This is a genomic window from Streptomyces sp. NPDC059866, assembly GCF_042731325.1.
Classification (GTDB): Bacteria; Actinomycetota; Actinomycetes; order Streptomycetales; family Streptomycetaceae; genus Streptomyces; species Streptomyces flavusporus.
This window is the reverse complement of the sequence record NZ_JBHWJT010000016.1, coordinates 157,709-171,083: the sequence shown is the minus strand read 5'-3', so window position 1 is coordinate 171,083 and position 13,375 is coordinate 157,709. Positions and strand designations below refer to the sequence as shown.

The window sequence follows — 13,375 nt, the reverse complement described above, 5'->3', positions numbered from 1 at the left end:
CCGCCCCGCCCGCGGGGGGGGGGGCCCCGGGGGGGGGGGGGGGGCCCCGGGGGGGGGGGGGGGGGGGCGCGGGGGCGGGCCCCACGCCGTATGTCTGCGGCTTCCACCAAGGCACGCAATTCGGAGGAACCGGCGGTGCACGTCCAGGAGTGGCTCGAGACCGTACCCGCGGTCAGCATCTACGCGCTGGTGGGGCTGGTCATCGGCCTGGAGAGCCTGGGCATCCCGCTGCCGGGCGAGATCATCCTGGTCTCCTCCGCGCTGCTCGCCTCCCAGCACGGCGACATCGATCCCGTCATCCTCGGCGCGTGCGCCAGCGCCGGCGCGATCATCGGCGACTCCATCGGCTACGCCATCGGCCGCAAGGGCGGACGGCCGCTGCTCGCCTGGCTCGGCGGGAAGTTCCCGCGGCACTTCAGCGAGGCGCACATCGCGACCGCCGAGCGGTCCTTCGAGAAGTGGGGCATGTGGGCCGTCTTCTTCGGCCGCTTCGTCGCCCTGCTGCGGATCTTCGCCGGGCCGCTCGCGGGCGTGCTGCGGATGCCGTACTGGAAGTTCCTGATCGCCAACGTCTTCGGCGGCATCCTCTGGGCCGGCGGCACCACCGCGGTCATCTACTACGTCGGCGTCGTCGCCGAGGCATGGCTGAAGCGGTTCTCGTGGGTGGGGCTGGTGCTGGCGGTGCTGATCGGCCTCACGTCGATGCTGGTGCTCAAGCGCAAGGCGAAGAAGGTGCAGGTCGCGCGGCCGGAGTCGGGTGCGGAGCCGGTGCCGGTCGGCGACAGCGCCCCCTGAGGGGCGCCATGCGGCTTCGCCGCGCGGGCGCGACCGGCCGGCCACGGCCCGCGCCCTGCCTCACTCGTGCACCTCGCGGTGGGCCTTGGCCAACTCCGCGTACATCGTCCCGTTGAGCGTGACCCCCTCCCGCTCCTCGGCACTGAGTTCCCGCCGGACCTTCGCAGGTACCCCGGCGACGAGCGACCCCGGCGGCACCCGCATCCCCTGCGGCACCAGCGCCTGCGCGGCGACCAGCGAACCGGCACCGATCACCGCCCCGTTGAGCACGGTCGCCCCCATCCCGATCAGACAGTCGTCCTCGACCGTCGCACCGTGCACCACGGCGTTGTGCCCGATCGACACCCGTTCCCCGACACTGACCGGGAACCCCGGATCCGCATGGAGGGTGCAGTTGTCCTGGACGTTGCTGCTCGCGCCGACGGAGATCCGCTCGACGTCGCCGCGCAGTACGGCCCCGTACCAGACACTCGCCCCCGCCCCCAGCGTCACGTCCCCGATCACCGAAGCCGTGGGCGCCAGGAACGCCTCCGGATCGACCTTCGGCTCCTTGCCGCCGATGCCCGTGATCAACGCCCGCTGTGCCATCTCCGCCTCCTCGTCGTGAACAACACGCACGGTACGCCACCCGGTGGGGCGAAGATCACAGCCCCGCCGCCCCTTGGGGGCAGCCGACGCTGAGTACCGTGAGCGGGTGCCGAAGAGCAAGAACACGTTCTCATCCTGGCGGCGCCGCCTGGCGCAGCGGGCCGTCCACGCGGGCTGGGCCTGGTTGCAGCGCACGGCCTCGGTCACTGCCGAGCACCCGGGACGGTTCCGCTTCGGCGCGATGGGAACCGGTACCAGGCTCGCCTTCCCCCTGGGTACGGTCTTCGGCGAACCCTGGATCCACCTCGGCGCCCACTGCATCGTCGGCGAACAGGTCACCCTGACCGCCGGCCTGATGCCCGACCTGGACCTCGGCCCCGAGCCGATCCTGCGCATAGGCGACGGTGTCGTCCTCGGCCGGGGCAGCCACGTCATCGCCGACACGACGGTCACCATCGGCAGCGACTGCTACTTCGGGCCGTACGTCTACGTCACGTCCACCAACCACTCGTACGACGATCCGCACCAGCCCATCGGCAAGCAGTGGCCGCGGATGGAGCCGGTGGAGATCGGACCGGGCTGCTGGATCGGCACCGGCGCCGTGATCCTGCCGGGCGCGCGGATCGGGCGGAACGTGGTGGTGGCCGCGGGGGCGGTGGTACGCGGTGTGGTGCCCGACCATGCGGTGGTGGCGGGGGCGCCTGCCCGTGTCGTACGGCGCTGGACATCCACGGACGGCTGGCAGCCGCCGCTCAGGACCCCGGCGCCGGTGCCGATACCCGACGGGGTCACGTCCGATCAGCTGCTGGCGCTCGCGGGCCTCGACGAGGAGACGGCGGCGAAGCTCGCCGAGCTGGACCTCGAGTCCTGAGGGGCCGCCCCACCTCTGCGGCTGACGGCGCAGTGCAGTGCGGCGCACGAACGAGGTGCCTGGGTGCCCCGACCCGCAGTTCAGTAGAATGAACCCAATCATCCAGGCTATTGGACGGAATGTGTCGGACCTCGATCTGCTGACCCAGTCCCTGGCGCGCAACGTCAGGCGCTGGCGTACCGAGCGTGGCTTCACCCTGGACACGCTGGCCGCCCGCGCCGGGGTCAGCCGCGGCATGCTCATCCAGATCGAGCAGGCCCGGACCAACCCCAGCCTCGGTACGGTCGTCAAGATCGGCGATGCGCTCGGGGTCAGCGTCACGACCCTCCTCGACTACGAGCAGGGCCCGAAGGTGCGGGTCGTCCCGGCCGAGCAGGTGGTGCGGCTGTGGCACACCGACGCGGGCAGCTACAGCCGGCTCCTCGTGGGCACGGAGGCTCCCGGCCCGCTGGAGATGTGGGACTGGCGGCTGATGCCGGGCGAGAGCAGCTCCTCGGACCCGCATCCCACCGGCACCGTCGAACTCCTCCACGTCACGGCCGGTGAGCTGACGCTGACCGTGGACGGAGTCGAGTACCGCGTCCCGGCGGGCGCGAGCGCGTTCTTCGAGGCGGGTGCGGCACACACGTACGGCAACGACGGCGACGTCCCGACGGAGCTGGTGCTGGCCGTCTCGGTGCCGCCCGTGCACTGAGACACCCCGTCTCCGCCGGCGGGGCGGCTGTTAGCGTGCCGGCATGCGCGCACCCATCGGACACTTCGACCAGGCCGCCCCCGCCCCCGACCGCCTCGACGTACTGACCCGCCCGGTCGCCGACGCCGTACGGAACTGGCGCGGCAGCGTCCCCGCCGACCAGATCGTCTACGTCGACACCGACCCGCAGTGGGCCGACACCGCCGTCTTCGTGGAGCACTACGGCCAGGAACTGCTGGAGCGGTCGGCGAACTGCGTGGTGGTCGCGGGCAGGCGCGGCGGCGAGACGACGCTGGCCGCCTGTGTCGTGCTCTCCACCACCCGGGTCGACGTCAACGGCACCGTCCGGCGCCAACTCGGTGCCCGCAAGGCCTCGTTCGCCGCGATGGACATGGCCACGGGCGAGACCGGCATGGAGTACGGCGGCATCACCCCGATCGGACTGCCGGACGACTGGCCCGTGCTGGTGGACTCGGCCGTGGTCGACCTGCCGTACGTCCTGGTCGGCAGCGGCCGGCGGCGCGGCAAACTGCTGGTTCCCGGGAAGGCGTTCGCGGAACTGCCGGGAGCGGTGGTGCTGGAGGGGCTGGGAATCGCCTGAGTTCAGGCGGCCGTCGCGTGGTGGGCCAGTGCCAGATGCGGGTCGGCCTCGCCCGGGGCGTGGGCCGGGTCGGCGTGCACCAGGGCGGCGGTGAGGCGCGGTACGGCGTGCAGCAGGGCGTGTTCGGCCTCGACGGCGATCGCGTGGGCCTGGCGTACGGTCACGTCTCCGTCCACCACGACGGCGACCTCGGCCCGCAGCCGGTGACCGATCCAGCGCAGCCGCAGCTCGCCCACCTCGTGCACGCCCGGCACCTCACGCAACGCCCGCTCCGCCCGGTCCACCAGGGCCGGGTCGACGGCGTCCAGCACGCGCCGGAACACCTCGCGCGCCGCGTCCCGCAGCACCAGGGCGATCGCCGCGGTGATCGCCAACCCCACGACCGGGTCGGCGAGTTGCAGGCCCAGCGCCGCGCCGCCGGCGCCGATCAGCACCGCCAGTGACGTGAATCCGTCTGTACGCGCGTGCAGTCCGTCCGCGACCAGTGCGGCCGAGCCGATCGAACGGCCGACACGGATCCGGTAGCGCGCCACCCATTCATTGCCCGCGAAACCGACCAGGGCGGCCACCGCGACCGCCGGGATGTGCTCCACCGGGCGCGGGTCGAGCAGCCGCCCGATCGCCGTCCACCCGGCGAAGGCGGCGGACGCCGCGATCGTCAGCACGATCACGATGCCCGCCAGGTCCTCGGCGCGGCCGTAGCCGTATGTGAAGCGGCGGGTCGCCGCGCGGCGGCCCAGCACGAAGGCGATGCCGAGCGGTACGGCGGTCAGCGCGTCCGCGGTGTTGTGCACCGTGTCGCCGAGCAGCGCCACCGACCCGGACGCCGCCACCACGACCGCCTGCGCCAGCGCGGTCGCGCCGAGTACCGCCAGTGAGACCCAGAGCGCACGCATCCCGCGGGCCGATGACTCCAGGGCGGTGTCGACCTTGTCGGCGGTGTCGTGGGAGTGCGGGGTGAGGGCGTGGGTGAGACGGCGGAGGCCGTTCTCGGGGCGGTCCTCACGCCTGTGGCTGTGCTCGCCGTGCCCGTGAGGGTGCGGATGTCCGTGATCGTGCAGGTGGTCGTGCCGGTCGCTCACGTGGATCCCCTCCCGGTGCGCGGGTGGACGAACGGGTTCGGTGCGTTGGTGGACGTACCCGCTCCCCGGGGGCATTATGTGCGTATGAGCGCACGCATGCACCTGTCACCTGCGCACGATGCGCATCCGCGCACCCCGGGCGAGGAGCAGTTCGCGCTCGCCGCCGAACTCCTCGCGCTGCTGGGTGACCGCACCCGCCTGACCCTGCTGCACGCCCTGAGTGGTGGTGAGGCCGACGTCACCACGCTCACCGAGGCGTGCGGTGCGGCGCGGCCCGCGGTCAGCCAGCACCTGGCACGGCTGAGGCTCGCGGGACTGGTGACCACGCGCAAGGAGGGCCGCCGGGTGATCTACGCCCTGCGTGACGGCCATCTGCGCAGGGTCCTGGACGAGGCGCTGAGCCTCGCCGACCACCGGCTCACCGGGCGGCCGGAGCACGACTGAGTCAGGTCGTCGCGTCCATGCCGAGGTACTGCTCCGCGAAGGCGGTCGCGGCGGAGGGAGAGGTGAACAGGCGGCGCAGCCGGGCCAGGGCGGTGCCCGCGCGGTACGGGTCGCCCGAAGCGGTCCCGTGGTACACCTCGGACAGCCACTGCGAGAACTCCTGGTAGTCCCACACCCGGCCCAGGCTGTCCGCCGAGTAGCCGTGCAGCCCGCTCGCATCGCCCTCGGTGAGGTACGCGACGAGCGCGTCGCCGAGCAGGAAGGCGTCGTGGAGGGCGAGATTCATGCCCTTGGCGGCGATGGGCGCGGTGAGGTGGGCCGCGTCGCCGGCCAGGAACAGCCGGCCGTACGCCATCGGCTCGACGACGTAGTTGTGCATGTCGAGCACGCGCTTCTCGAGCAGCCGGCCTTCGGTGAGCGGTGGTGTGTCCGTCGCGCCGAGCCGCTCCTGGAGTTCGGCCCAGACGCGGTCCTCCGGCCAGTTCTCCGGGTCGTCGCCCGGCGGGCACTGCAGGTAGTAGCGGGTCACCTGAGGGCTGCGGGCCATGTGTCCGGCGAACCCGCGCGGGTGGATGCCGAACACCACACAGTCGGACGACGGCGGCGCCTCGGCGAGCAGTGCCAGCCAGCCGATGCCGTAGTCGTGCCGCGCCATGCGGACCCGCTCCGGCGGCAGCGCCGTCCGCGCCACGCCGCGCGCCCCGTCACAGCCGGCCACGACGTCGCAGTGGAGCACCTGACGTCGACCGGTCTCGGGGCAGGTGTACGACACCGAGGGCCGGTCGGTGTCCAGGTCGTGCAGTTGGACGTCCCGCACTCCGAACCGGATGTCCCCGGCGCGTATGTCGGCGTACTCGCGCACCAGGTCCGTCACCAGCAGCGGCTGCGGGTAGACGAAGTGGTGTTGCCCCGTCAGTTCGGCGTACGACAACCGGTGACGCTGCCCGCCGAAGCGGAACTCGCACTGGGTGTGCACCTGGGCGCGTTCCAGCAGGTTCCGGGCCAGGCCCCGCCGCTCGAGCCCGCGCACGGCCCACTCCTCGAGGACCCCGGCCCGCGGCCGTTGCTCGATGAACTCCCTGCTTTCCACCTCCAGCACCACACAGTCGACGGACGCGGCCCGCAGGATGTTGCCGAGCGTCAGCCCGGCCGGCCCGGCGCCGACGATGACGACCGGAAACCGTTGCGGGGCAAGGGAGTTGATGTGGGGGGAGGGGTTGGTCACCCGAGCATTATGGCCACGGCCGGCCCGGCCCGTCGGCCCTAGCCGAGAAGCGGTATCTCGATGGCCGGGCAGCGGTTCATCACCATGTCCAGGCCCGCGGCGCGGGTGCGGTCGTAGGCCGGCTCGTCGATGACGCCGAGCTGGAACCAGACCGCCTTGGCGCCCTTGGCGACCGCCTCGTCGGCGACCGCGCCGGCGAGGCCACTGTTGACGAAGACGTCGACGACGTCCACGTCGAAGGGGATCTCGGCGAGGGAGGCGTAGCCCTGCTCGCCGAGCACCGTCTCCGCCTTGGGGTGGACCGGCACGATCCGCTTGCCGAAGCGCTGGAGGACCCGGGCGACGCCGTACGCCGCGCGGTCCTGGTTCGACGACAGGCCCACCACCGCCCAGGTGTCTCCCAGCTCGGTGAGGATCTTGCGGACCGTCGCTTCGTCGCCGTACACCGTGGGCCTCCTTGGGCCTCGTCACCATGCTGGACACGCGGTACAACCGCTCTGTACTGCAACGGGCGGCCGCGTGCGGGGATTCCCTCGATCGGTCCCCGGGTGCATGCTGGAACCCCGCCACCTTGTCCGGAACCACACCAGATGCCTGCGTACGACCGCCCGCGCGCCTACGCTCGCCCCGTGCTGCGCATCATCGACGCCCGAACCGGCGAAACCGTCGACGCGTCCGCCACCCGCCGGGGACTGACCCGCGTCGAGGCCCACGCGCCCGGACTCGACGCCACGGCCCTGCGTGTGCTGCTGGTCGCGGACGTCCTGGTCCGCGCCCTGGAACTCGGGGGTACGCCGGTCCTGGGTCTGCTGTCCGGCGAGCGGGAGCGGGCGGAACTGCGCACGGCCGCGGCGGCCCTCGGCATCCGGCCCTTCGAGGACCGCAGCGACGTCGGCGCCGGGCCGGTCGAGCGGCAGGTCCTCCATGTGGTGAGGGAGGGCGGGGCGGCACCCGACGGAGTGCGCGTCGCGGTCGCGCCCGTGGACCGCGGGCCGGTCGACCTCGGACAGGCTCTCGCGGGCAGCGCCGATCCCGCCGTGTTGCGTCTGGCGCTGCTCGCCCCGCACAGAAGTCGTCCGGTGCGTCTCGACGCCGCCGCCCTGGACGAGGCCCGCGACACCCTCGCCCGCTGGCGCCGGGCCGTCGCCACCTGGGCGCGCCGCCCTTCGCGGCCCGTTCCCGAGGAGGTCCGCGAACAGCTGCGTACCGCATGGGAGGACGATCTGGACGTCCCGTCGGTCCTGCACGTCCTGCGCCGCGTGGAGACCGACCCGGACCTGCCGGAGGGCGCGCGGTTCGAGACGTACGCCTACACGGACCGGCTGCTCGGGCTCGACCTGGCCCGCGATCTGGGATCCCCGGCATGATCACGCGGGCGGGATCCGGCCCGCTGCGTCGTCTGGTCGTGCTCCGGCATGCCAAGTCCGCCTGGCCGCTCGACGTCGCCGATCACGAGCGCCCGCTCGCGCCCCGCGGCCGACGGGACGCGCCGGCCGCGGGGCGCGCGCTCGCCGAGGCCGACTGCCTGCCCGACCTCGCCCTGTGCTCCACCGCCGCCCGTGCCCGCCAGACCTGGGAACTCACCTCCGCCCAGTGGGGCACCCCGCCGCCCGTACGGCACGATTCGCGGCTGTACGGAGCCGACGTGCCGGACCTGCTGGCCGTCGTGCACGAGGTGCCGCCGGAGGTCGAGACGCTGCTCCTGATCGGGCACAACCCCGGTCTGGAGGAGCTGGTCCTGGCGCTCGCCGGGGACGGCCTCGACGACGCACTGGACCGGGTCCGGGTGAAGTTCCCCACCTCGGCGATCGCCGTCCTGGCCTGGTACGGCAGCGGCTGGCACACCCTCGCGCCGGGCAGGGCGCTGCTGACGGCGGTGATCGTGCCGCGAGGAAAGAAGAAGCCGAAGAAGCCGGGCAAGAAGTAGGGCGCCTCTCCCGGCCCGGCGCACGCGCGCGTACCGCATAGGCTGGCCCGATGCAGGACGAGTACCGCACGGTCGCCCGCGCGGGCGTGCACGAAACCGAGGTCAACCGCTCGCGCTTCCTGTGCGCCCTCGCCCCGGCCGCCACCGAGCAGGAGGCCCAGGACTTCATCGCCGCCGTGCGCAAGGAGCACGCCGACGCCACGCACAACTGCTGGGCGTACGTCATCGGCGCCGGCGCCTCGGTCCAGAAGGCGAGCGACGACGGCGAACCGGGCGGCACCGCCGGCGTCCCGATGCTCCAGATGCTGCTGCGCCGCGACATGCGGTACGTCGTCGCCGTCGTCACCCGCTACTACGGCGGGGTCAAGCTCGGTGCGGGCGGCCTCATCAGGGCGTACGGCTCAGCGGTCGGCGAGGCCCTGGACGCCCTCGGCACGCTCACCCGCCGCCGCTTCCGGCTGGCCACGGTGACCGTCGACCACCAGCGGGCCGGCAAGGTCCAGAACGACCTGCGCGCCACCGGCCGAGAGGTACGGGACGTGCGCTACGCGGAGGCGGTCACGATCGAGATCGGGCTCCCGGACGCCGACGTGGACGCCTTCCGGGCCTGGCTCGCGGATGTCACCGCCGGGACGGCCGGGTTCGAGCTGGGCGGGGAGGCGTACGGGGACGCGTAGCGAAGGGTGCTGTGCCCCACAAGGATGGGCGGGCAATCGGTGTCAAGTGGTCACAACAGATGTGCGCCGGGCTGGTCATGACGGGGCGATACAGGAGTAACCGCCCGGGGTGTCGGACCCGGCCGTTAGTCTCGGGGATCATGAGACTGCTGCACACTTCCGACTGGCATCTCGGCCGGGCGTTCCACCGGGTGAGCATGCTCGGCGCCCAGGCCGAGTTCATCGGCCACCTCGTCACGACCGTGCGGGAGCACGAGGTGGACGCGGTCGTCGTGTCGGGAGACGTGTACGACCGGGCCGTACCGCCGCTGGCCGCGGTGGAGCTGTTCGACGACGCCCTGCACCGGCTTGCCGACCTCGGCGTGCCGACGGTGATGATCTCCGGGAACCACGACTCCGCCCGCCGCCTCGGGGTCGGTGCCGGGCTGATCGGCCGGGCGGGGATTCATCTGCGCACCGAGCCGTCGGCGTGCGGCACGCCGGTGGTGCTTCGGGACGACTTCGGCGACGTTGCCTTCTATGGTCTGCCGTACCTCGAACCCGCCCTGGTGAAGGACGAGTTCGGGGTGGAGAAGCCGGGGCACGAGGCCGTGCTCGCCGCTGCCATGGACCGGGTCCGTGCCGACCTCGCCACGCGCGCCCCCGGCACGCGGTCCGTCGTCCTCGCGCACGCCTTCGTCACCGGCGGCGAGGCCAGCGACAGCGAGCGGGACATCACCGTCGGCGGTGTGGCGTCGGTGCCGGCGGCCGTCTTCGACGGCGTGGACTACGTGGCGCTCGGGCATCTGCACGGCTGCCAGACCCTCACCGAGCGCGTGCGCTACTCCGGCTCTCCGCTGGCGTACTCCTTCTCGGAGACCGCGCACCGCAAGAGCATGTGGCTCGTCGACCTCGACGCCGACGGCTCGGTCGCCGCCGAGCGCATCGACTGCCCGGTGGCGCGCCCGCTGGCCCGGATCCGGGGCCGGCTGGAAGAGCTGCTCGCCGATCCGGCGCTCGCGCCGCACCAGGAGGCCTGGGTCGAGGCGACGCTCACCGACCCGGTCCGCCCGGCCGACCCCATGGCCCGCCTCACCGAGCGGTTCCCCCACGCCCTCAGCCTCGTCTTCGACCCCGAGCGGGCCGCCGGCGAACCCGAGGTGTCCTACGCCCGCCGCCTCGCGGACCGCAGCGACCAGCAGATCGCCGAGGACTTCGTGGCCCATGTGCGCGGCGCGGGGCCCGACGCGGACGAACAGGTCGTTCTGCGCGACGCGTTCGACGCGGTGCGCGCGGACCAGGCCGTGCGGGAGGTGGCGCGGTGATGCCGTACACCGTGGTGGAGGGTTCCCGATGAGGCTGCACCGGCTGGACATCACCGCCTTCGGCCCCTTCGGCGGCACCCAGACCGTCGACTTCGGCGAACTGTCGGCCGCGGGACTCTTCCTGCTGCACGGACCGACCGGCGCCGGCAAGACGTCCGTCCTGGACGCCGTGTGCTACGCGCTCTACGGCTCCGTACCCGGCGCCCGGCAGAGCGGCCAGGGCACGACCCTGCGCAGCGACCACGCCGCCCCCGCCACGCGCACGTCGGTCACCCTCGAACTGACCGTCGCCGGGCGCCGGTTGGAGATCACCCGGCAGCCGCCGTGGGAGCGCCCCAAGAAGCGCGGCACGGGCACCACACTGGACAAGGCGCAGACCTGGCTGCGCGAGTACGACGCCACGGCCGGCAGCTGGAAGGACCTCAGCCGCTCCCACCAGGAGATCGGCGAGGAGATCATCCAGCTGCTCGGCATGAGCCGCGAGCAGTTCTGCCAGGTGGTCCTGCTGCCCCAGGGCGACTTCGCACGCTTTCTGCGCGCCGACGCCGAGGCCCGCGGGAGGCTGCTGGGCCGCCTCTTCGACACCCGCCGTTTCGCGGAGGTCGAGAAGCGGCTCGCCGAACGCCGGCGTGCCACCGAGGCCGGGGTGCGCGACGGGGACGCGGCGCTGCTGGCCGAGGCGCACCGCATGCAGCAGGCCGCGGCCGACTCCATGGAACTGCCCGAACTGGCGCCCGGCGATCCCGGCCTGGCCGAGGCCGTCCTGACCGCCGCCGCCGTCGCCCGCAGCACCGCCCGCGAACAGCTGACCGTCGCCCGGTGCGGCCTGGCCGCCGCCGAGGCCGCCCAGGCCGCCGCCGACCGCGCGCTCGACGGCGTACGCGAAGTGGACCGGTTGCAGAAGCGGTTCGCGCAGGCGCAGGAGCGGGCCCGGCTGCTGGAGGAGCGGAGCGAGGCCCACCGGGCGGACCGGCAGCGCATGGAGCGGGGCCGCAAGGCCGAGGCGGTGGCGCCCGCCCTGGAGCTGCGGGAGTCGGCCGGCGCCGAACACCGGCAGGCGGCGACGGCCGAGGCGCAGGCGCGTGCCGCGCTGCCGGACGGCTTCGCCGAAGCGGGTGCGGCCGGGCTCGCGGCCGCCGCGCGCCGGACCGCCGAGGAGCTGGGCGGCCTCGAATCCGCCCGCCGCGCCGAGCAGCGCCTGGCCGCACTCGGTGGGGAACGCGTCGACCTGGACCGCCAGGAGCGCGCCGACGAGGACGCCCTCCGGGAGGCGGAGGCCTGGCTGGCCGAGTGGGAGACGACCCGGGCCGGGCTGCAGGCGCGCATCGACTCCGCGCAGGAGGCCGTCTCCAGGGCAGAGCAGCTCGCCGTGCAGCGCGAGCCCGTGCAGCAGCGGCTCGGCGCCGCGCGGCTGCGCGACCAGCTGGCCGGGGACACGGAGCGGGCCCAGCAGCAGGCCCTTGCCTCGGGAGAGCGTGCGCTGCAGGCCCGGGCGCACTGGCTCGACCTGAAGGAACAGCGTCTCGACGGCATCGCCGCCGAACTCGCCGCGAACCTCGAGGACGGCGAGCCCTGCGCCGTCTGCGGTGCCACCGAACACCCCGCCCCCGCCCGGAAGATCGCCGGGCACGTGGACCGCGAGGCGGAGGAGCGGGCGCTGACCGCCTACCAGCGTGCGGAGGAAGCGCACACCGAGGACGAGCGGCGCCTCGCCCTCGTACGAGAGGCCCTCGCCGCCGCCACCGCCGAAGCGGGCGACGCCCCGACGGACCAACTCGCCGACGAAGCCGAGGAACTGGAGCGGCTCCTTGCACAGGCCCGCCGGGACGCGTCCGGGCTGCACGCCGCGCGCGAGGAACTGCGCCACGCCGAGCACGAACACGAGCGGCGGACCACCGCCCGGCGACAGGCCGAGCTGCGGGCTGCCTCCCGGCTGGCCCGCCGGGAGGCCCTGGACCGCGAAAGGACTTCCCTGAAAGGGGAGTTGGCGCAGGCGCGGGGCTCCTCGGGCAGTGTGGCCGCGCGCGCCGCGCAACTGGAGCTGCAGGTCGCCCGGCTCACCGAGGCGGCCGACGCGGCCCGCGCCGCCGAGGACACGGCCCAGCGGCTCAAGGACGCCGACGCCCGGCTCGCCGACGCCGCCTTCCGCGCCGGCTTCGACACCCCGCAGGCCGCGGCCGCCGCCCTGCTGGACGACACCGCACACCGTGAGCTGCAACGACGGCTGGAGGCGTGGCAGTCCGAGGAGGCCGCCGTACGCGCGGTCCTGGCCGAGGACGACACCGCGGCCGCCGCCCGGCAGCCGCGCGCCGACCTCGCCACGGCCGAGCGCACGTCAGCGGTGGCGGCCCAGCGGATGCGTGACGCGGCCTCCGCATGCGATGCCGCCGCCCGCCGCTGCAGCGAACTCGACCGGCTCTCCGCGCGGGCCGTCGCCGGGGTACGACGGCTGGGGCCGCTGCGCGAGGAGTACGACCGGGTGGCCCGGCTGGCCGGGCTCGCGGCCGGCACCTCCGCCGAGAACGAGCGCAGGATGCGCCTGGAGTCGTACGTCCTCGCGGCCCGCCTGGAACAGGTGGCCGCCGCCGCGACCGTACGACTGCACCGCATGTCCTCCGGCCGCTACACCCTGGTCCACTCCGACGACCGCACCGGCCGCGGCCGCAGCGGCCTCGGGCTGCACGTCGTCGACGCCTGGACCGGGCGGGAGCGGGACACGGCGACCCTGTCGGGCGGCGAGACGTTCTTCGCGTCGCTCGCGCTCGCCCTCGGTCTCGCGGACGTCGTCACCGACGAGGCGGGCGGGGTGCGGCTCGACACCCTGTTCATCGACGAGGGCTTCGGCAGCCTCGACGACCAGACGCTGGACGAGGTCCTGGACGTCCTCGACTCGCTGCGCGAGCGGGACCGCAGCGTCGGCATCGTCAGCCACGTCGCCGATCTGCGGCGGCGGATCCATGCGCAGCTGGAGGTGGTGAAGGGCCGCTCGGGGTCGGTGCTGCGGCAGCGGGGCGTCGGCTAGGGCCTGTCGTTTGGATCAGGCCGGCTGTGAGGCGCGGAGCCTTTCGGGCGACCCGAGCGGGGTCTGGTGCGTGCAGCTGCAAGGCGGAGGAGGGAGTCGACGCGGAGCGTCGGCGACCGACGACAACGCCGCAGATGTGCGTGCC

At 73.6% G+C, this 13,375-nt stretch carries 14 protein-coding genes; 10 read left to right on the top strand and 4 right to left on the bottom strand.

Annotation, left to right across the window (positions count from 1 at the left end; genetic code table 11):
• The first annotated feature begins 135 nt into the window (after nucleotides 1-135).
• Nucleotides 136-795: a DedA family protein gene (locus ACFV7R_RS25170; RefSeq protein WP_385267169.1), complete on the top strand. Its 660-nt coding sequence runs from the start codon at nucleotides 136-138 to the stop codon at nucleotides 793-795.
• Nucleotides 796-855: 60 nt separating this feature from the next.
• On the opposite strand, the gene ACFV7R_RS25165 is transcribed toward ACFV7R_RS25170, so the two are convergent.
• Nucleotides 856-1,383, bottom strand: coding sequence for a gamma carbonic anhydrase family protein (locus ACFV7R_RS25165; RefSeq protein WP_129797487.1), 528 nt, complete (start codon nucleotides 1,381-1,383; stop codon nucleotides 856-858).
• A 106-nt stretch (nucleotides 1,384-1,489) separates the two neighbouring features.
• Between ACFV7R_RS25165 and ACFV7R_RS25160 the strand changes: the two genes are divergently transcribed.
• The 3 genes from ACFV7R_RS25160 to ACFV7R_RS25150 all read left to right on the top strand — a co-directional run bounded on the left by ACFV7R_RS25160 (nucleotide 1,490) and on the right by ACFV7R_RS25150 (nucleotide 3,549).
• Nucleotides 1,490-2,254, top strand: coding sequence for an acyltransferase (locus ACFV7R_RS25160; protein ID WP_385267167.1), 765 nt, complete (start codon nucleotides 1,490-1,492; stop codon nucleotides 2,252-2,254).
• Nucleotides 2,255-2,375: 121 nt separating this feature from the next.
• Nucleotides 2,376-2,948, top strand: coding sequence for a helix-turn-helix domain-containing protein (locus ACFV7R_RS25155; protein WP_385267165.1), 573 nt, complete (start codon nucleotides 2,376-2,378; stop codon nucleotides 2,946-2,948).
• 43 nt (nucleotides 2,949-2,991) lie between these two features.
• Entirely contained in the window at nucleotides 2,992-3,549 is a 558-nt protein-coding gene (locus ACFV7R_RS25150) for a YbaK/EbsC family protein (RefSeq protein ID WP_385267162.1), read from the top strand.
• 2 nt (nucleotides 3,550-3,551) lie between these two features.
• On the opposite strand, the gene ACFV7R_RS25145 is transcribed toward ACFV7R_RS25150, so the two are convergent.
• Nucleotides 3,552-4,631: a cation diffusion facilitator family transporter gene (locus tag ACFV7R_RS25145; protein ID WP_385267159.1), complete on the bottom strand. Its 1,080-nt coding sequence runs from the start codon at nucleotides 4,629-4,631 to the stop codon at nucleotides 3,552-3,554.
• Nucleotides 4,632-4,715: 84 nt separating this feature from the next.
• On the opposite strand from ACFV7R_RS25145, the gene ACFV7R_RS25140 reads away from it, so the two are divergent.
• Nucleotides 4,716-5,075, top strand: coding sequence for a metalloregulator ArsR/SmtB family transcription factor (locus ACFV7R_RS25140; RefSeq protein WP_224735406.1), 360 nt, complete (start codon nucleotides 4,716-4,718; stop codon nucleotides 5,073-5,075).
• 1 nt (nucleotide 5,076) lies between these two features.
• Here ACFV7R_RS25140 and ACFV7R_RS25135 read toward each other — a convergent pair whose 3' ends face one another.
• Both ACFV7R_RS25135 and ACFV7R_RS25130 read right to left on the bottom strand, forming a co-directional pair.
• Entirely contained in the window at nucleotides 5,077-6,300 is a 1,224-nt protein-coding gene (locus ACFV7R_RS25135) for a 4-hydroxybenzoate 3-monooxygenase (RefSeq protein WP_385267157.1), read from the bottom strand.
• Nucleotides 6,301-6,338: 38 nt separating this feature from the next.
• Nucleotides 6,339-6,746, bottom strand: a complete 408-nt coding sequence (locus ACFV7R_RS25130) for a CoA-binding protein (RefSeq protein WP_385267155.1) — start codon at nucleotides 6,744-6,746, stop codon at nucleotides 6,339-6,341.
• A 144-nt stretch (nucleotides 6,747-6,890) separates the two neighbouring features.
• Here ACFV7R_RS25130 and ACFV7R_RS25125 point away from each other — a divergent pair, with 144 nt between their 5' ends.
• The 5 genes from ACFV7R_RS25125 (at nucleotide 6,891) to ACFV7R_RS25105 (ending at nucleotide 13,230) form a co-directional block, all read left to right on the top strand.
• Nucleotides 6,891-7,667, top strand: coding sequence for a hypothetical protein (locus ACFV7R_RS25125; RefSeq protein ID WP_385267152.1), 777 nt, complete (start codon nucleotides 6,891-6,893; stop codon nucleotides 7,665-7,667).
• Nucleotides 7,664-8,227 carry a SixA phosphatase family protein gene (locus tag ACFV7R_RS25120; protein WP_385267150.1) on the top strand — a complete coding sequence of 188 codons (564 nt, stop codon included), beginning with the start codon at nucleotides 7,664-7,666 and terminating at the stop codon, nucleotides 8,225-8,227. Before ACFV7R_RS25125 ends, ACFV7R_RS25120 begins: the two co-directional genes overlap by 4 nt.
• A 50-nt stretch (nucleotides 8,228-8,277) precedes the next feature.
• Nucleotides 8,278-8,904: a YigZ family protein gene (locus ACFV7R_RS25115; RefSeq protein ID WP_385267147.1), complete on the top strand. Its 627-nt coding sequence runs from the start codon at nucleotides 8,278-8,280 to the stop codon at nucleotides 8,902-8,904.
• 140 nt (nucleotides 8,905-9,044) lie between these two features.
• On the top strand, nucleotides 9,045-10,208 hold the full coding sequence (locus tag ACFV7R_RS25110; RefSeq protein ID WP_385267145.1) for an exonuclease SbcCD subunit D: 1,164 nt from the start codon (nucleotides 9,045-9,047) through the stop codon (nucleotides 10,206-10,208).
• Between the two features lie 28 nt (nucleotides 10,209-10,236).
• Complete coding sequence (locus ACFV7R_RS25105) at nucleotides 10,237-13,230, top strand: AAA family ATPase (protein ID WP_385267143.1); 2,994 nt, start codon at nucleotides 10,237-10,239, stop codon at nucleotides 13,228-13,230.
• The last annotated feature ends 145 nt before the right edge of the window (nucleotides 13,231-13,375 follow it).

Bases quoted from the DNA above. Each gene is read 5' to 3' on its own strand.
- ACFV7R_RS25165 (WP_129797487.1), bottom strand. From the start codon at position 1,383: ATGGCACAGCGGGCGTTGATCACGGGCATCGGCGGCAAGGAGCCGAAG.
- ACFV7R_RS25125 (WP_385267152.1), top strand. From the start codon at position 6,891: ATGCCTGCGTACGACCGCCCGCGCGCCTACGCTCGCCCCGTGCTGCGC.
- ACFV7R_RS25140 (WP_224735406.1), top strand. From the start codon at position 4,716: ATGAGCGCACGCATGCACCTGTCACCTGCGCACGATGCGCATCCGCGC.
- ACFV7R_RS25105 (WP_385267143.1), top strand. From the start codon at position 10,237: ATGAGGCTGCACCGGCTGGACATCACCGCCTTCGGCCCCTTCGGCGGC.
- ACFV7R_RS25110 (WP_385267145.1), top strand. From the start codon at position 9,045: ATGAGACTGCTGCACACTTCCGACTGGCATCTCGGCCGGGCGTTCCAC.
- ACFV7R_RS25115 (WP_385267147.1), top strand. From the start codon at position 8,278: ATGCAGGACGAGTACCGCACGGTCGCCCGCGCGGGCGTGCACGAAACC.
- ACFV7R_RS25120 (WP_385267150.1), top strand. From the start codon at position 7,664: ATGATCACGCGGGCGGGATCCGGCCCGCTGCGTCGTCTGGTCGTGCTC.
- ACFV7R_RS25150 (WP_385267162.1), top strand. From the start codon at position 2,992: ATGCGCGCACCCATCGGACACTTCGACCAGGCCGCCCCCGCCCCCGAC.